Annotated in this window: 15 protein-coding genes; 11 read left to right on the forward strand and 4 right to left on the reverse strand. The window is 64.5% G+C overall.

What is annotated here, in order from left to right:
* Positions 1-108: 108 nt before the first annotated feature.
* The 3 genes from xopAW to M5B96_RS12110 form a co-directional block, all read right to left on the reverse strand.
* Positions 109-981: an EF-hand domain-containing protein gene (gene xopAW, locus M5B96_RS32530; RefSeq protein ID WP_263859539.1), complete on the reverse strand. Its 873-nt coding sequence runs from the start codon at positions 979-981 to the stop codon at positions 109-111.
* Positions 982-1096: 115 nt separating this feature from the next.
* On the reverse strand, positions 1097-2140 hold the full coding sequence (locus M5B96_RS12105; RefSeq protein WP_248796921.1) for a sensor histidine kinase: 1044 nt from the start codon (positions 2138-2140) through the stop codon (positions 1097-1099).
* The gene (locus M5B96_RS12110) at positions 2140-2904 is read right to left on the reverse strand and encodes a response regulator (RefSeq protein WP_248796922.1); all 765 of its coding nucleotides are present in this window, start codon (positions 2902-2904) and stop codon (positions 2140-2142) included. Before M5B96_RS12110 ends, M5B96_RS12105 begins: the two co-directional genes overlap by 1 nt.
* 357 nt (positions 2905-3261) lie before the next feature.
* On the opposite strand from M5B96_RS12110, the gene kdpF reads away from it, so the two are divergent.
* The 6 genes from kdpF (at position 3262) to M5B96_RS12140 (ending at position 11361) form a co-directional block, all read left to right on the forward strand.
* Positions 3262-3351: a K(+)-transporting ATPase subunit F gene (gene kdpF, locus M5B96_RS12115; RefSeq protein ID WP_017128001.1), complete on the forward strand. Its 90-nt coding sequence runs from the start codon at positions 3262-3264 to the stop codon at positions 3349-3351.
* A gap of 11 nt (positions 3352-3362) precedes the next feature.
* Positions 3363-5057, forward strand: coding sequence for a potassium-transporting ATPase subunit KdpA (kdpA, locus tag M5B96_RS12120; RefSeq protein WP_248796923.1), 1695 nt, complete (start codon positions 3363-3365; stop codon positions 5055-5057).
* A 16-nt stretch (positions 5058-5073) separates the two neighbouring features.
* Positions 5074-7122: a potassium-transporting ATPase subunit KdpB gene (gene kdpB, locus M5B96_RS12125; RefSeq protein WP_412548603.1), complete on the forward strand. Its 2049-nt coding sequence runs from the start codon at positions 5074-5076 to the stop codon at positions 7120-7122.
* A gap of 160 nt (positions 7123-7282) precedes the next feature.
* Positions 7283-7834, forward strand: coding sequence for a potassium-transporting ATPase subunit KdpC (gene kdpC / locus M5B96_RS12130; RefSeq protein WP_248796925.1), 552 nt, complete (start codon positions 7283-7285; stop codon positions 7832-7834).
* A 143-nt stretch (positions 7835-7977) separates the two neighbouring features.
* The gene (locus tag M5B96_RS12135; protein ID WP_248796926.1) at positions 7978-10629 is read left to right on the forward strand and encodes a sensor histidine kinase; all 2652 of its coding nucleotides are present in this window, start codon (positions 7978-7980) and stop codon (positions 10627-10629) included.
* Between the two features lie 36 nt (positions 10630-10665).
* A complete protein-coding gene (locus M5B96_RS12140; protein WP_248796927.1) occupies positions 10666-11361 on the forward strand; it encodes a response regulator in 696 nt (231 codons plus the stop codon).
* Positions 11362-11414: 53 nt separating this feature from the next.
* Here the strand turns inward: M5B96_RS12140 and M5B96_RS12145 are convergent, their stop codons facing one another.
* Positions 11415-12455 carry a patatin-like phospholipase family protein gene (locus M5B96_RS12145; RefSeq protein ID WP_248796928.1) on the reverse strand — a complete coding sequence of 347 codons (1041 nt, stop codon included), beginning with the start codon at positions 12453-12455 and terminating at the stop codon, positions 11415-11417.
* 208 nt (positions 12456-12663) lie between these two features.
* On the opposite strand from M5B96_RS12145, the gene M5B96_RS12150 reads away from it, so the two are divergent.
* The 5 genes from M5B96_RS12150 to M5B96_RS12170 all read left to right on the forward strand — a co-directional run bounded on the left by M5B96_RS12150 (position 12664) and on the right by M5B96_RS12170 (position 17797).
* Entirely contained in the window at positions 12664-12942 is a 279-nt protein-coding gene (locus M5B96_RS12150; protein WP_248796929.1) for a hypothetical protein, read from the forward strand.
* A 245-nt stretch (positions 12943-13187) separates the two neighbouring features.
* Entirely contained in the window at positions 13188-14105 is a 918-nt protein-coding gene (locus tag M5B96_RS12155) for an AAA family ATPase (RefSeq protein WP_248796930.1), read from the forward strand.
* On the forward strand, positions 14102-15058 hold the full coding sequence (locus tag M5B96_RS12160; protein WP_248796931.1) for a DUF58 domain-containing protein: 957 nt from the start codon (positions 14102-14104) through the stop codon (positions 15056-15058). The genes M5B96_RS12155 and M5B96_RS12160 overlap by 4 nt, the downstream gene beginning before the upstream one ends.
* Positions 15055-17025 (forward strand): DUF3488 and DUF4129 domain-containing transglutaminase family protein, encoded by a 1971-nt coding sequence (locus M5B96_RS12165; RefSeq protein WP_248796932.1) that lies wholly within the window; start codon positions 15055-15057, stop codon positions 17023-17025. The genes M5B96_RS12160 and M5B96_RS12165 overlap by 4 nt, the downstream gene beginning before the upstream one ends.
* A gap of 7 nt (positions 17026-17032) precedes the next feature.
* Positions 17033-17797, forward strand: a complete 765-nt coding sequence (locus tag M5B96_RS12170; protein ID WP_248796933.1) for a CHAD domain-containing protein — start codon at positions 17033-17035, stop codon at positions 17795-17797.

Here is a 17797-nt window from a genome sequence, read left to right on the forward strand (position 1 = left end):
GGGCTTGCCCGCGAAGCCTTTAGCGGTCTTGAAGGCCCATTCGCAGCTGTGCGGCGTCCCGCCAAGCCCGGCTCCTACAGATTACGTGGCGTTCTTTCAAACGCTGGATCAGGCCGCGGCGGCAGTGACGTTACCGCTCTGTGCCACGGTCTGGCTCTTGAGGTTGACCATCAACCGACTCAGAGCCTCGGCGATGTTTTCCTGGGCGGTCTGGCTGTTGGTGCCCGAACCCGTACTCGAGCCGCTACCGGTGTTGCTGCTACCGCTGGCACTGGCCAGGGCCTGGAGCAGCAACGTGGTGGCGTTGAGGCTGGCGCTGGTGCTGGTGCTGCTGGTCGTGCCTGTGGTCGAACTGCTGGACGAGCTGCCCTGCAAGGCGCTGGTCAATTCGGCCTGGCTGATGCTGCCGTCGCCATTGCTGTCCAGTTCGCTGAACAGGTCGGTGGCGGACACCGTTTGTGGCGGCGGTGGTGGCGGCTGGATCCCGGACAGGGCGGAAGCCAACTCGCTGCTGCTGATGCTGCCGCTGTTGTCGCTGTCCAGGGCGCTGAACATCGAGGCGCTGTCGGCGCTGCTGCCGGCATTGGTCAGCCCGGCGGCCAGTTCGCTGCTGCTGACGGAACCGTCACCATTGGTGTCCAGGGCCTTGAGCAGGGCGTCGGCCAGTTGGGTATCGGGTTTGCCGTCGCCACCGCCATGACCGTGCGGCTTCATCGCCGACAGTTCAGTGGCGCTGATGGTGCCGCTGCCGTCGGTGTCCAGCGTGCTGAAATTCTGGCTCAGGTCATTGAGCACTTTGCTGCCGCTGTTCTGCGACAGGGCGGCGTTCAGTTCGTCCTTGCTGATGGAGCCGTCGCCATTGGTGTCGAGCTTGGCGAGCAGCTGCTTCTGGAACTGTTGCTGGCGTTGCGTCGCCGTCGTGCTGCTGGTGTTGTAACCGGTATAGCTCGAGTAGTTGCTGACGCTACTGATCGTGCTCATAAGTGCACACTCCCTAGGTGTTGGCAAAGCCGATGACGGTACACCGGCTTGTGCAGCCTCCAAGGCTCAGGTGTCGAGGGTATGTGGGCTTTGTACCGGTTGTTACACAGAGCGCTCAGGCCCGGGGTAGACGGACCACGGCGGTCAGGCCGCCGCCCGGGGTTTCTTCCAGGGTCAGCTCGCCACCCAGGCGCTGGGCCGCTTCCCGGGCAATGGTCATGCCCAGGCCGACACCGCCGGAGTTGCGGTTGCGCGAACCTTCCAAGCGAAAGAAGGGTTCGAACACCGCCTCGCGTTTCTCCGCGGCAATCCCCGGGCCATGGTCGATGACCCGGATCAGCAGTTGCCGGCGCCCGTCTTCCAGGGTGATCAGGGCATCGCCGGCGTAGCGCAGGGCGTTGTCCAGCAGGTTGTTCAGGCACGAACGCAAGGCCATGGGCTGCACCAGCAACGGCGCGCAATGGCCGCTGGCCTGGACCCGTGAGCCCTGGTCCTGGGCATTTTCGCAGAGCGACTCGACCAGGGCCTGGACGTCCATCCATTGCATCGCCTCGCTGGTGCGCTGCTCATGCAGGTAGCTGAGGGTGGCGTCGAGCATGCCGATCATGTCGTCCAGGTCCTGGCGCATCTGGCCCTGGAGTTTCATGTCGTCGACCTGTTCGAGGCGCAGCTTGAGGCGCGACAGCGGCGTGCGCAGGTCGTGGGACACGGCCCCGAGCATGCGCCCGCGTTGTTGTACCTGCTCGCGGATGCGTTGTTGCATCAGGTTGAAGGTGATGGCCGCCAGGCGTGCCTCACGCGGGCCCGTTTCATCCAGCGGCGGGCTGTTGAGGTCTTCGCTCAAGCGTGTAGCGGCATCGCTCAGGCGCTGGATCGGTCGGGACAGCAGCTTGGCGCCGTACCAGGCGGCAATCACCAGGGAAATCATCTGGAACGTCAGAGGCACCAACGGCCCACCAAACCAGGGTCTGGGCGGGCGGTGCGGACGTGGCGGCGGATGGTTGGGGTCGAAGTTCTCCATCATGCCGGGAGGTGGCGGTGGCGGAGGAGGGCCGCCGTAGTGATGAAACCAGAGAAACGCGAGCAAATGGGCAAGGATGATCGCCACCAGCGACACGCCGAACAGGCGACCGAACAGCGTGTCGAGGCGTGCGCGCATCAGCCGATTTCTCTCGCATCGAACAGGTAGCCTTCACCCCGTACGGTCTTGATCAGTTGCGGCGACTTCGGATCGTCACCGAGTTTCTGGCGCAGGCGCGAGACCAGCAGGTCGATGCTACGGTCGAAGGCCTCGATGGAGCGACCGCGAGCGGCGTCGAGCAACTGCTCGCGGCTGAGCACCCGGCGTGGGCGTTCGATGAAGACCCAGAGCAGCCGGAACTCGGCGTTGGACAGCGGCACCACCAGCCCGTCGTCGGCGATCAGCTGGCGCAGCACGCTGTTCAGGCGCCAGTTGTCGAAGCGGATATTGGCTCGCTGTTCGGTACGGTCGTCGCGCACCCGGCGCAGGATGGTCTGGATGCGCGCCACCAGTTCCCGTGGTTCGAAGGGCTTGGCCATGTAGTCGTCGGCGCCCAGTTCCAGGCCGATGATGCGGTCGGTGGGTTCGCAACGGGCGGTGAGCATCAGGATCGGGATGTCCGATTCGGTGCGCAGCCAGCGACACAGCGACAGGCCGTCTTCACCCGGAAGCATCAGGTCGAGGACCACTACGTCGAAGGTTTCCAACTGCAAGGCCTGGCGCATGGCGGAGCCGTCCGTGACCCCGGTGGCCTGGATGCTGAAGCGTGCCAGGTAGTCGATCAGCAGTTCGCGGATGGGAATATCGTCATCGACGATCAGCGCGCGGACATTCCAGCGCTTGTCATCGCCCGTTGGAAGCGATTTGTTGACATCAGCCAGAGGAGCGGGAGTGTTCTGCATGCGTGCGATTATCTACCGGTAAGCAGCCAGTGCCTGATGAGCAGGGCGACCGCGAATTGTTGCAGGATAGATACCCGGCCCGAAGCCAGGAATCCCTTTCAAGTGTAGCCATGCAAGAAGCTACAGGGGGTGGATGTTGGCCGCTTGTCGGTTGTGTATCTGGAATGATACAGACATTCTCCGTCAAACCGCCTATCACCCTGGAACCCGTACGGATTCTAGGGCGTAAGTCCTACGTAAAGGCACTCTTTACGCCTTCTTTACGCATCGCCCCCGGCGTCGCTCTCGTTCCTTTACGGCCTCCCTCACGACAATAAGCCCCACACACGGCCGTTGCCGTACCAAGGGGGAAATTCCATGAGCATTCTGGACGGGGTGTCACTGCTGTTGGCTGTGGCGCTGTTCATTTATCTACTGGTCGCGCTGTTGCGCGCGGACCGGAACTAGGAGCGGCAGGTATGCACAGTTATGACTATTTGCTGATCCTGGCGTTTCTCGTGCTGGTGCTTGCGCCCGCACCGGCATTGGGACGGTTTTATTACAATGTGATGGAAGGCCAGCGGACCTGGCTGACGCCGGTGTTCGGGCCAGTGGAGCGGGCCTGTTATCGCCTGTCCGGGGTGGACGCCAGCAGCGAACAGAGCTGGCAGAAATACGCCCTGGCGTTGCTCGCCTTCAACTTCGCGGGCTTCCTGCTGTTGTTCACGATCCTGCTGTTCCAGCAGTATTTGCCGCTCAACCCGCAGAATCTGCCGGGCCTGGAGTGGACCCTGTCGTTCAATACCGCCGTCAGTTTCATGACCAACACCAACTGGCAGAACTACAGCGGTGAAGCCTCGCTGAGCTACCTGAGCCAGATGGCCGGCCTGACCGTGCAGAACTTTCTCAGCGCCGCCACCGGCCTGGCCGTGCTGGTCGCGCTGTGCCGTGGTATCGCTCGGCGCTCGGCGGCGACCCTGGGCAACTTCTGGGTCGACATGACCCGTGCCACCCTCTACGGCCTGTTGCCGATGTGCCTGGTGATGGCGCTGTTCCTTGTCTGGCAGGGCGTACCGCAGACCTTCGCGCACTACGTCAATGCCGTGACGATGCAGGGCGTCGACCAGGTCATTCCCCTGGGGCCGGCGGCCAGCCAGATCGCGATCAAGCAGTTGGGCACCAACGGCGGCGGCTTCTTCGGCGTCAACTCGGCCCATCCGTTCGAAAACCCTACCGCCCTGAGCGACCTGATCGAACTGGTATCGATCATCCTGATTCCGGCGGCACTGGTCTTCACCTTCGGGCATTACGTCAAGGACCTGCGCCAGAGCCGGGCAATCATGGGTTGCATGCTGGCCCTGCTGTTGATCGGCGGCGCGGTCTCGCTGTATGCCGAGTATCAGCCGAACCCGGCGCTGCACAACCCGCTGGTGGAGCAGACCGCTCCGCTGGAAGGCAAGGAGGCCCGCTTCGGGACCACCGCCAGCGTGCTCTGGGCGGTGACCACCACGGCGGCTTCGAACGGTTCGGTCAATGCCATGCATGACAGCCTCAACCCGCTGAGCGGGATGGTGGCGCTGGTCAACATGATGGTCGGCGAGGTGATCTTCGGCGGCGTTGGCGCCGGCCTCTACGGCATGTTGCTGAACGTGCTGATCGCGGTATTCCTCGCCGGCCTGATGATCGGTCGTACTCCGGAATACCTGGGCAAGAAGCTCCAGGCCAAGGAAGTGCAACTGTTGGTGGTGACCTTGCTGGTGATGCCGGTGGGCACCCTTGTGCTCGGCGCGCTGGCTGCCAGCCTGCCCGGGCCGGCCGCCGCGATCAGCAACCCGGGACCCCATGGTTTCAGCCAGTTGCTCTACGCCTACACCTCGGCCTCGGCCAACAACGGTTCGGCGTTCGGCGGTTTCAGCGCCAACACCACGTTCCACAACCTGATGATGAGCTTGAGCATGCTGCTCGGCCGCTTCGGCTACATCCTCCCGGTACTGGCCCTGGCCGGTAGCCTGGCGATGAAAAAGACCGCGCCGATTGGCCAAAACAGCTTTCCGACCCATGGCCTGCTGTTCGTCACGCTGTTGACGGTGACCATCCTGCTGGTGGGTGGCTTGACCTTCCTGCCGACGCTGGCGTTGGGACCGATTGCCGAACACTTGAGCATGGGCTTCTGAGGATTTGATGATGAATATGCCTCTACCCGCAACAAAACCGGCTGTGGTGGAACAGCCCAAGACCGCGATCTCCGCCCTCTGGCGTCCGGCCCTGGTCCAGGCCTTTGTCAAACTTGACCCGCGCCAGCTGCAACGGGCGCCGGTGATGTTCGTGGTCGAACTGACGGCGATCCTGACCACCATCCTGTGCTTTGTGCCGGACAACACGGTTTCGACCTTTATTGCCGCGCAGATCGCCCTCTGGCTGTGGTTCACCGTGTTGTTCGCCAACTTTGCCGAGGCCTTGGCCGAAGGTCGCGGCAAGGCCCGCGCCGACAGCCTGAAAGCTGGTAGCGAAGGGCTGGTGGCCCATCGCCGCAAGGCCAATGGCAGCTTCGAGTCGGTTCCGGCCGCCAACCTGCGCAAAGGCGACGTGGTACGGGTGTCCGCAGGGGAAATGATTCCCGGCGACGGCGAGGTGATCGAAGGGATCGCCGCGGTCAACGAAGCGGCGATTACCGGCGAATCCGCCCCGGTGATCCGCGAGTCCGGCGGCGACCGTTCGGCGGTCACCGGCAATACCCGGCTGGTCTCCGACTGGTTGATCGTGCGCATCACCGCCAACCCCGGTGAGTCGACCCTGGATCGCATGATCGCCCTGGTGGAAGGCGCCAAGCGCCAGAAGACCCCCAACGAAGTGGCGCTGGACATCCTGCTGATCGGCCTGACCCTGATCTTCCTGCTGGTGGTGGTGACCCTGCAACCGTTCGCCCACTTCTCCGGCGGCAGCCTGCCGCTGGTGTTCCTGGTGGCACTGCTGGTGACCCTGATTCCGACCACCATCGGCGGCCTGCTCTCGGCCATCGGTATCGCCGGGATGGACCGCCTGGTGCGCCTGAACGTGATCGCCAAGTCCGGCCGCGCGGTGGAAGCGGCGGGCGACGTGCACGTGCTGTTGCTGGACAAGACCGGCACCATCACCTTCGGTAACCGTCGTTGCACGGCGGTCTATGCCACTCCTGGCGTCAGCGCCAAGGAACTGGCTGAAGGCGCCTTGCTGGCCTCGCTGGCGGACGACACCGCCGAAGGCAAGTCGATTGTCGAGTACCTGCGCGAACTGCACCCACAGCAAGAACCGCCGGCGAGCGAACTGACCGCCGTGCCGTTCAGTGCCGAAACCCGTCTGTCGGGTGTCGATTACCAGGGCCGGGTGTATCGCAAGGGCGCGGTGGATTCGTTGCTGGCCTTTGTCGGCCAGAAGCGCAGCGACCTGTCGCCGGTGCTGTCCCGTGAAGTCGACCGGATCGCCCAGAGCGGCGGTACGCCCTTGCTGGTCTGCGCCGATGGCCGGCTGCTCGGGGCCATTCACCTGAAGGACGTGGTCAAGCCGGGCATCCGTGACCGCTTCGCCGAGTTGCGCAAGCTGGGTATCCGCACCGTGATGGTGACCGGCGACAACCCGCTGACCGCCGCGGCGATCGCCGCGGAAGCGGGGGTTGACGATGTCCTGGCCGAGGCCACCCCGGAGAAGAAGCTGGCGCGGATTCGCCTGGAACAGAACGACGGTCGTCTGGTGGCGATGTGCGGTGACGGTGCCAACGACGCCCCGGCACTGGCCCAGGCCGACGTGGGCATGGCGATGAACGATGGCACCCAGGCGGCGCGGGAGGCGGCGAACATGGTCGACCTCGACAGCGACCCGACCAAGCTGCTGGACGTGGTGCAGATCGGCAAGGAATTGCTGGTAACGCGGGGGGCGCTGACCACCTTCTCGATTGCCAACGACGTGGCCAAGTACTTCGCCATCCTGCCGGCCCTGTTCGCCTCTATTTATCCACAGCTGGGCGTGCTCAACGTCATGCACCTGACCAGCCCGCAGAGCGCGATCCTCTCGGCGATCGTGTTCAACGCCCTGATCATCGTCGTGCTGATCCCGCTGGCCCTGCGTGGCGTGCGGGTACAGGCGGCGAGCGCCGCGCATCTGTTGCGGCGCAACCTGCTGATCTACGGGCTGGGTGGGATCGTGGTGCCGTTCCTGGGGATCAAGGCCATCGACATGCTGCTGACGGCGCTGCACCTGGTGTGATGTAGCGAGCTTGCCCGCGATATCTCTGGCAAGCGCATGAAAACTGTAGGAGCCGGCTTGCCGGCGATAGCGACCGATCAGGCGATGCAAGGCTTACTGGCCTCATCGCCGGCAAGCCGGCTCCTGCAGGTTGTGTACCCCTGAATTCGAGGAATTGAACATGTCCAGCGTAATACGTCCGGCCTTGAGCCTGTTGGTCCTGATGACCCTGATTACCGGCGTCGCCTACCCCCTGGTGGTCACCAGCTTGGCCCAGGTGGCCTTCCCGGAACAGGCCAATGGCAGCCTGGTGCGTGATGCCGACGGCAAGGTCCGGGGTTCGTCGCTGATTGCCCAGGATTTCACTGGTGACACCTGGTTCCACCCGCGGCCTTCGGCGGGGGCCTTCGCCACCGTGTCGAGTTCGTCGAGTAACCTGAGCCCAAGCAACCCGGCCCTGGCCACGCGGATCTTCGACGATGCGACCAAGCAGGCGGTACCCGGCCAGGGCCCGGTGCCCCTGGCGTCGCTGACCACCTCGGCCAGCGGCCTCGATCCGCACTTGCCTCCTGAGGCAATTCGCTATCAACTGGCGCGGGTGGCGCAAGCGCGCCACCTGCCGACGGCCGATGTCGAGCGACTGGTTGAAATGCATATCGAGCAACCCCTGATTGGCCCGCCGGTGGTCAATGTGCTTGCCTTGAATGCGGCCTTGGCCGAAGTTTCGAAATAAACACCATTACCTTGTAGGAGCAGAGCTTGCTCGCGAAGGGGCCCTCAAGGACGCCAAAAGCTTCGCGGGCAAGCTCCGCTCCCACACAAGCTCTGCTCCGACAAGGGGCGGTGGTGTCAGCTTCATAAGTGAGAACCGATGACATGAGTGATTCCGGTCGCGCCGACGCGCTCCTAGCAGAACTGCCCCGCGACGGTCGTGGCCGGCTCAAGGTGTTCCTCGGCGCCTCGCCCGGCGTCGGCAAGACCTACGCCATGTTGCAGGCCGCCCACAGTCAACTGCGCCAGGGGGTGAAACTCCTCGCCGGGGTGGTGGAGACTCACGGCCGCGCGGAAACCGAGGCGCTGCTCAGCGGTTTGCCGCAGCAGCCGCTGGTGCGCTCGGAGTATCGCGGCGTCCTGCTTGAGGAAATGGACCTCGACGGCCTGCTCAAGGCCAAGCCCAAGCTGGTGTTGGTCGATGAACTGGCCCACAGCAACGCCCCCAACAGTCGTCACGTCAAACGCTGGCAGGATGTCCAGGAGTTGCTGGCCGCCGGTATCGACGTATTCACCACGGTCAACGTCCAGCATCTGGAAAGTCTCAATGACCAGGTGCGCGGCATTACCGGCGTGCAGGTCCGTGAAACCCTGCCGGACTGGGTCCTGCAGGAGGCCGACGAGCTGCTGCTGATCGACCTGCCACCCCGCGAGTTGCTGGAGCGCCTGCGCGACGGCAAGGTTTATGTGCCGGAGCAGGCCCGCGCCGCCATCGATGCTTTTTTTACCCAGACCAATCTCACCGCCCTGCGCGAGCTGGCCATGCAGACGGCGGCGGCCCAGGTCGACAACGACCTCGCCCTTGGCTACCGGACCCTCGGCCAGTCGGCGCCGGCCCTGCGCGGACGCCTGCTGGTCGGGGTCGACGGCGATGCCCAGGCCGAACGCCTGGTACGGCATGCCAGCCGGGTTGCCCAGCGCCGGCATCTGCCCTGGAGCCTGGTGCATGTGGATAACGGCAGCGTCCGCGACGAGCAGTCGCGGCTGCGCCTGCAAAGCGCCCAGCAACTGGCCGAACGCCTCGGCGGCGAAGTGGTGCTGCTGCGCGCTGGTGAAGTAGCCAAGACCCTGGTTCAGCATGCCGCCGAACGCCGCGCCAGCCTGGTGCTGGTCGGGCAGTCACGGCAGAACTGGCGTCGTCGACTAGTTGGCGGAGGCCTGGCGGCGCGTTTGTTGCGCAGCGCCCACGGCTTGGAAATCAACGTACTGGACCGCGATGAAGAGCAACAGGTGACGCGTACCCGCGCCCCGCAAGCGGTGGTCTGGTTCGACTACGCGATGGCGTTGCTGGCGACGATCCTGGCCACGGGCCTGGCCTGGGGCGTGGCCAGTATACTGCCGTTGCCGAATATCTCCCTGGTGTTCCTCGCCGCCGTCTTGCTGGTGGCGGTGCGCAGCAGCCTGGGGCCGTCGCTGGCCTGTGCGGTGCTGTCGTTCCTGAGTTATGACTTCCTGTTTATCCCGCCGAAATTTTCCTTCGCCATCCAGCGTGAGGAGGATGTCCTGACCCTGCTGTTCTTCCTGCTGATGGCGGCGCTCACCGGTAACCTCGCGGCCCGCCAGCGGCGGCAACTGGAAGCTCTGCGCGACACCCAGGAAGAAACCAGCGAACTGCTCGACCTGTCGCGCAAGCTGACGGCGGCCACGGATCGCCAGGCGGTGGTCAGCGCCGCTTCCCAGCACCTCAGTGGTTGGGAGGAACTGCAAGTGTGCCTGCTCAACCGTGACGGCCAGGGCGGCTGGAAAGTCGAGACCGGCGGTCCGCAGACCTTCTCCGAATCCGAGCGGGCCGCCGCCGACTGGGCCTGGCAGCACGACCAGCCGGCGGGCATGGGCACCGGAACCTTGCCGTTCGGGCGTTGGTGGTGGTGGCCCTTGTCGGTGGAGGAGGGGCCATTGGCGCTGCTGGGGGTGCGGCCCAAGGATGGCCAGACCTTGAGCGGGCAGCGGCGGCGCCTGTTGACCGCCCTCAGCCAGCCGCTGGCGCAGGCACTGGCCCGGGCGCAGTTGGCCGACGACCTCGAGGCCGCTCGCCTGCACGGTGAAACCGAGCAACTGCGCAGTGCCTTGCTGGCCTCGGTGTCCCACGACCTGCGCACCCCGCTGACCTCCATGCGCGGCAGCATCGACAGCCTGCTGGCGTTGGGCGAGGCGATTCCCCTGGCCGACCGCCAGGAACTACTGGAAGGCACCCGCGACGAAGCCGAGCGCCTGGACCGCTATATCCAGAACCTGCTGGACATGACCCGCTTGGGCCACGGTGCGCTCAAGCTGGCCCGCGACTGGGTTGCGCCGGCCGATATCATCGGCAGTGCGCTGAACCGGCTGCGGGCGGTATTGGCGCCTTTGCAAGTGAGCACCGAGTTGCCGGCGCAATTGCCGTTGCTCTATGTGCACGCGGCGCTGATCGAGCAGGCGCTGATCAATGTCATGGAAAACGCCGCACGCTTTTCACCGCCCCAGGGCCGGCTGCAACTGCGCGCCGGTACCACCGACAAGGAGCTGTTCTTTTCCGTCAGCGACGAAGGACCGGGGATTCCGCCGGAGGAACGGCCCAAGATCTTCGACATGTTCTACACCGCTGCCCGCGGCGATCGCGGCGGACAGGGCACCGGCCTGGGGCTGGCGATCTGCCAGGGCATGGTCGGCGCCCACGGCGGGCATATCAGCGTGGACGACGGTATCGACGGCCATGGTACCTGTATCACCCTGTTCCTTCCTTTGCAGGAGCAACCGGGCATTGAAAATGAAGCCTGATATGCTTTGGCTACCGATTGCCACGATGTTAAGACCATGACCCAGACCGCGACCATCCTGGTCATCGACGACGAACCGCAGATTCGCAAGTTCCTGCGTATCAGCCTGGTGTCCCAGGGCTACAAGGTGCTGGAGGCCGGCACCGGCGGCGAGGGTTTGGCCCACGCGGCGTTGAACAAGCCGGACCTGCTGGTGCTCGACCTGGGCTTGCCGGACATGGACGGCCAACAGGTGCTGCGCGAGTTTCGCGAGTGGTCCATGGCACCGGTGCTGGTGCTCTCGGTGCGCGCCGGCGAGGGGCAGAAGGTCGAGGCGCTGGATGGCGGGGCCAACGACTACGTGACCAAGCCGTTCGGGATCCAGGAGTTCCTCGCGCGGATCCGCGCCCTGTTGCGCCAGGCGCCCAGCGGCGAGGCCCAGGAGGCGGCGTTGAGCTTCGGTCCGCTGACCATCGACCTGGCCTACCGGCGGGTGCTGCTCGATGGCGCGGAAGTCTCGCTGACCCGCAAGGAGTATGCGGTGCTGGCGCAGTTGGCGCGGCATCCCGGGCGGGTGATCACCCAGCAGCAGTTGCTCAAGGATATCTGGGGGCCGACCCATACCGAAGACAGTCACTACCTGCGGATCGTGGTCGGGCATCTGCGCCAGAAGCTGGCGGATGATCCCACCGCGCCACGCTTTATCGTGACCGAGGCGGGGGTGGGTTACCGCCTATTGGATAACCAGGCCTGAGAGGTTGTCAGCTTGTGGCGAGCGGGCTTGCCCGCTCGCCACAAAGGGGGGACCTAACGGCCTTCTTCCTCATAGCGATCCAGCGTATCGCTGGCAATCTCCCGTCCGAGGGCGATCAGTTCCGGCGCCTTGTAGAACTCGAAGAACCGGCATACCCGCTTCGGTACGTTGATCAGGATATCCGGCGGGTAGCCGGCGATCTTGTATTGCGCCAACGAGGTCTGCATCACCTCGAAACTCTGGTTGATCAGGTCCAGCAGCGAGGCCGGTCCCACATTGTCGATGATGAACGAGCCGGTGGCGGACTTCGGCGCGCCGTTGCCCTGCGGTGCGGCGGCCGGTTGCTGGCCTTGCGGCTCCGGGCCGTCGAGCCAGGGATTGCCCACCTGGGCGGCGTCGCTGGCAAGGGTCTGCTGTTCCAGGCGCAACAGCTCCTCGGCCTGTTTGCGTCGGAACGGCAAGCGCGAGCCCATGGAACTGAGCAGGTTGTTGAAGCGGCTCTTGAACGCCGGCGGACGCTGGATCACCGGCAACTGGTACTGTTTCTGGTTGGTGGCGTTGAGGTTGACGGCGATGATCAGGTCGCAGTGGCTGGAAACCACCGGTACGATCGGCAAGGGATTGAGAATGCCGCCATCCACCAGCATGCGGTTGCCCTGCATGACCGGGGTGAACAGGCTGGGAATCGCCGCCGAGGCGCGCATCGCCTGGTGCAGGCAGCCTTCCTGGAACCAGATTTCCTGTTGGTTGGTGAGGTCGGTGGCGACGGCGGTGTAGGGAATGCGCAAGTCCTCGATATTGACCTCGCCGACGATCTTGCGGATCTGCCCGAAGACCTTTTCGCCACGAATCGCGCCGAGGCGAAAGCTCACGTCCACCAGGCGCAGCACATCCAGGTAGTCCAGGCTCTCGATCCAGCGGCGATATTCGTCGAGCTTGCCAGCCGCATAGATGCCACCGACCACCGCGCCCATGGAGCATCCGGCGATGCAGGCGATGTCATAACCGCGTCGTTCGATTTCCTCAATCACCCCGATATGGGCATAACCGCGGGCTCCTCCCGAGCCAAGCACCAGCGCGACACGTTTTTTCATGAGTCAGTCCTTGAGCAAGCTATTGCTAACAATGCACCTACGGCGAGGCGGGTACAATCGTGGCATCGGCAGTTCTTTGCCGTCGAATCGGATTGACTCCACCCATTGTCATCTTGATTAGCTAAGCTTGAGTGAAAGGCCAAGGCACTTTTTGTCCGGCGCGCCGTCTTAACCTGCACAAGTATTTATTTTCCCTGAGGTGTCATTGATGAAAGCCTGGATCTGTGTGCCATTGATTGCGTTGGCGTTGGCCGGTTGCGCGGGCAAGACCGCTTACCGGGACAGTTGTGGTACCCAGCTGGATGCCGCCTGGCATGAGCTGGACCTGGCCAAGGCCGAAGGCTTTGCCGGAACCGTGAGCTACTCCAAGGCGCTGTCGCTGTTGACCGGGGCCAAGACCCAGCAGCAGTTCGAAGCCTATGAGGGCTGTACCAACAAGGCCGAGAAAGCCCGCTTCTACATCCGTGAGTCCCGCGCCGGGCGTTGAGCCTGTAACTGTGGTCGCTTGCGGACGCGTGGCATGTCCAATGCCCGTCAGTCAAGGCCGAACACTATCCCCGCAGGAGCAGGGCTTGCCCGCGAAGAGGCCCGTGAGGTCGGCAAAAGCTTCGCTGGCAAGCCAGGCTCCCACAGGTTCGGTGCCGTTGTAGAAAATAGCGTTATTTCGCTGACCTGCATAACGCCAGAAACACGGTAGTATCCTCGGCATCTCCCAAGTTCGGATGTCTGCCTATGCGCAGTAAACTGGAAGCCTGCCTGCAGGCCGTGAACCAGGTGGTGTTGGGCAAGGATGCGCAGGTTCGCCTGGCCCTGACCTGCCTGCTGGCCAACGGTCACCTGCTGATCGAAGACCTGCCCGGCATGGGCAAGACCACTCTCAGCCACACCTTGGCCAAGGTCCTTGGCCTGAGCTTCCAGCGTATCCAGTTCACCTCCGACCTGTTGCCCAGCGATATCCTCGGCACCTCGGTGTTCGACAAGGACAGCGGGTTGTTCGTCTTCCATCCGGGACCGATCTTCGCCGAACTGGTGCTGGCCGACGAAATCAACCGGGCCACGCCCAAGAGCCAGAGCGCCTTGCTCGAAGCCATGGAGGAAGGCCAGGTGACCATCGAGGGCGCCACCCGGCCCTTGCCGTCGCCGTTTTTCGTGATCGCCACGCAGAACCCCAGCAGCCAGGGCGGCACTTTCGCCCTGCCGGAGTCACAGCTCGATCGCTTCCTGATGCGGGTGTCCCTCGGTTATCCGGCGCGGGCCGCGGAAAAGGCCTTGCTGCAAGGCGTGTCGCGGCGTGACCTGGTGCCGAAGTTGCAGCCGATCCTCAGCCATGCCGAACTGTCGGCACTGCAACAGCAGGTCAGGCAGGTGCGTACCAGCGATCCGTTGCTGGACTATGTGCTGCGCCTGGTCGGCGCGACCCGCGATCAAGCGCAATTCGCCTGGGGCCTGTCACCCCGGGCCAGCCTGGCGATCCTCGCCGCCGCCCGGGCCTGGGCGCTGTTGGCCGGGCGTGAGTATGTGATCCCGGAAGATGTCCAGGCGGTATTGCCCTCGGTGGTCAGCCATCGCCTGCGCGAGCGTGCCGATCCGGCCGGCCAGGGCGGTGGCGCCCTGGTGCAGTGGTTGCTGCGTGAGGTGCCGGCGCTTTGATCCGGCGTCTGCGCGAGTTCTGGCAGGCCTGGCTGGTGCGGCGCCTGCCGCCCTCGACGCGGACTCAACTGAGCCAGCGGCAGATCTTCATCATGCCCAATCGCGCCGGCGGAGTCTTTGCCGCGCTGTTGGCGCTGATCCTGATGGTCGCCATCAACTACCAGAGCAGCCTGGCCTACGCCCTGTGCTTCCTGCTGCTGTCGGTCTTCGTGGTGGCGATCCTGCATACCTGGCGCAACCTGCAAGGGCTGGTGCTCAGCGCCGGGACGGTGCCTGCGGTGTTTGTCGGCGAGCAGGCGCGCTTTCTGGTGCGCCTGGAAAGTGCCGGGAAAGCCCACCAGGCCATCGGCCTGGGCTGGTCGAAGCAGGTCTTGCAGCGCGTCGATGTGCCTGCAGCGGGTTTCTGCGAACTGGAGTTGAATCGGCCGACCCTGATGCGTGGCTGGATGCATGCGCCGCGCATCGGCGTCGAGAGCAGTTTTCCGCTGGGGATCCTGCGGACCTGGAGCCGGCTCGACCTGGGCCAGAAGGTGCTGGTTTATCCACAGCCCCTGGAGGGCGAACTGCCGACCCTGGCCAGGGTTTCCGACGATGACCGTGAAGAGGGCATGCGCGCCCAAGGCCAGGGAGTCGACGACTATCAGGGGTTGAAGGTCTATCAGCCCGGTGACTCCTGGCGGCGCCTGCACTGGAAAGCCTACTCCCGCGGGCAGGGCCTGCTGATCAAGGAGTTCGCCCGGCTCGACGGCCGTGAGTTGTGCCTGGACTTCCTGGCCCTGGGTGGGGATGTCGAGCAGCGTCTGTCGCGCCTGTGTCATTGGGTGCTGGAATTGTCGCGCCGTGAGACGCCGTTCTCCTTGCGCCTGCCCGACCAGTTGCTGCCCAGCGACAGCGGCGCGGCCCATTGCGAAGCCTGCCTGCGGGCCCTGGCGCTGTTCGGAAAAGCTCCATGAGCGCGGCGCCGCTGATCTCCCGCGCCAGCCTGGTCTGGCTGCTGCTGGCGCAGACGTTGGTGATGCTGCCGTTCTGGTTTCATGTGCCGCCGTGGATGCTCGCACTGTGGCTTGGCTGCACGGTCTGGCGCATCCAGGTGTACCGCATGCGCGCACGTTTTCCCGGGCGCCTGATGGAACTGCTCCTGCTGCTGGTGACCATCAGTGGCATCTGGCTCTCGCGCAGCAGTTTGATCGGCCTGGACGCCGGGGCGGTGCTGCTGGTGGCGATGTTCATCCTCAAGCTGGTGGAGACCCGCACCCGGCGCGATGCCCTGGTGCTGATTTTTCTCGGATTGTTCTGTGTCGCGGTGGCCTATCTGTTCGAGGACAGCCTGCCCTGGGCGTTCTACAGCCTGTTGCCGGTGGGGGCCTTGCTGGCGGCCCTGATCGGCTTGCAGCAAGGTTCGACGACCCGGCCCCTGGCGACCCTGCGACTGTCCATGACCCTGTTGCTGCAAGCCTTGCCGCTGATGCTCCTGCTGTTCCTGTTCTTTCCGCGTATCGCGCCACTGTGGTCGTTGCCGTTGGCCGTCGACAAGGCGCAGAGCGGTCTGTCCGAGAGCATGTCGCCGGGAGATGTGGCCGAGCTGGGGCGTTCCGCGGAGCTGGCCTTTCGCGCCAGCTTCGATGGTCCCATGCCGGCGCGTCGCGACCTGTACTGGCGGGCTCTGACCCTAGAGCAATTCGACGGTCGGCGCTGGAGCCAGGCACCGGCGGTGAGCTACAGCCAGGCACCGAAATGGCAGGGCGCTGGTGAGTCCTGGCGCTACGGCATCATCCTCCAGGCCAGTGGCAAACCCTGGTTGCCGACGCTGGATGTGGCCCGTACCGATCAGGCGGACGTGCACCAGTTGGCGGACTATCGGCTGCAGCGCCAGCGACCGGTGCAGCAGGTATTGCTCTATCGGGTCGAGTCCTGGCCGCGGGTGCTGCGCGATCCGCAGCTCAGTGAACGTGCCCGGCGCCAGGCCTTGCAGTTGCCGGAGCAGGGCGATCCGCGCAGCCGGCGCTGGGCGGCCCAATTGCGGCAGGCTTATCCACAGCCCCAGGCGCTGGTGGCGGCGTTGCTCAAGCATTTTCACGACGAGCCGTATTACTACACCCTCAAGCCGCCGACCCTGGGCAGCGACAGTATCGACGCGTTCCTGTTCGACAGTCGCCAGGGCTTTTGTGCGCATTACGCCGGGGCCATGGTCTACGTGTTGCGGGCGGCGGGCATTCCGGCGCGGATGGTGGCCGGCTATCAGGGCGGTGAGTTGAATCCGGCGGGGCAGTTCCTCACGGTGCGTCAGTACGATGCCCACGCCTGGGTCGAATACTGGCTGGACGGGCAGGGGTGGCGCAGTGTCGATCCGACCTATGCGGTGGCCCCGCAGCGCATCGACCAGGGACTGGAGCAGGCCCTGGCGGCCGACGAGGATATGCTCGGGGCCTCGCGGCTGTCGCCGCTGCGTTACCAGCACCTGACCTGGCTCAATGATTTGCGTCAAGGCTGGGATAATCTCAATTATGCTTGGCAGCGCCGGGTCCTGGGTTATCAGGGCGAACAGCAACTGCAATTGCTCGGGCGCTGGTTCGGCGACCTGACGGCCTGGATCCTGCCGGTCGGGCTGGTGCTGATCCTGGGGCTGCTCTCGCTGGTGTTGCTGCGGCCCTGGCGGACCCGCTCCGATCCGTCGCTACGGATGTTCGCCGCCTTTGAGAAGCTGCTGCGGCGGCGCGGATTGGTGCGCGAACCGGGCGAAGGCGCGCAGGCTTTTGGTGAGCGCGCGGCGCGGCAGTTGCCGCGCCAGGCCGAAAATATCAATGCATTTATCCAGAGCTTCATGGCCCAGCGCTATGCTGGACGGAGCCCGTCGATGAGTGCATTGCAACAGGCGTTGCGGTCATTGCGTCGCAGTCTTGGAAGTTCGATTTGGGAGTGAGTGTCGAATGTCTGCCCTGGTGGATGAATTGGTGGTTGAGGTCATAGGCCTGGAAGTGCGGTTGCTGAGCTGTCATGCGCGCATCGATGCGCTGACCGACGAGGAGGGCCTGCATGACCTGCGCACCACGGTACGGCGCCTGCGCAGTCTGTTGCGGCCGTTGCGTGGCTTGCCGGGGGTCGAACAGGTCGAGCAGGCGGCGCAGCAGGTCGGCCGCCTGACCACGCCGATTCGCGACCGCGAAGTACTGGCCGCCTACCTGCATCGGCAGGGGCATCATGTGGCGGCGGCGCGGCGCACGGAACAGTTGTCCGAAGATTACTGGGCCGTGGCGCGCAGTGCCGAGTTGCAACAGCTGTTCGGCGTGCTCGATGCCTTTCCGCGTTTTCTCCGCGCTTCGCAGCACCAGGGGTTGTTGAGGAAGCTGCATAAACGCATCGACAAGCGTCTGGAAAAACAGTGGGCGGCGCTGGATGAAGCCTTGCATGACCCGCTGCATGACCGTCATCGCTTGCGGCTGTTGATCAAGCGCGTGCGTTACGCCGCCGAAGCCTATCCGCAATTGAACCGGCTGCCGGCCCCGGCCTTGAAATCCCTGAAGGCGGCCCAGGAAGCGCTGGGTGACTGGCACGACTGCTGGCAATGGCTGCTGCGGGCGGAACAGGAACCGGACTTGCAATCCTGTGTCACGGGTTGGCGCAGGACCATGACCTTGGCCGAGAGCCGGGCCGACCGGGTGCTGGACCGCTTGAGCGAGACCTGTTTCAGCTGA

The organism is Pseudomonas sp. MWU13-2105 (genome assembly GCF_023242315.1).
In the GTDB taxonomy this organism is placed as follows: Bacteria; Pseudomonadota; Gammaproteobacteria; order Pseudomonadales; family Pseudomonadaceae; genus Aquipseudomonas.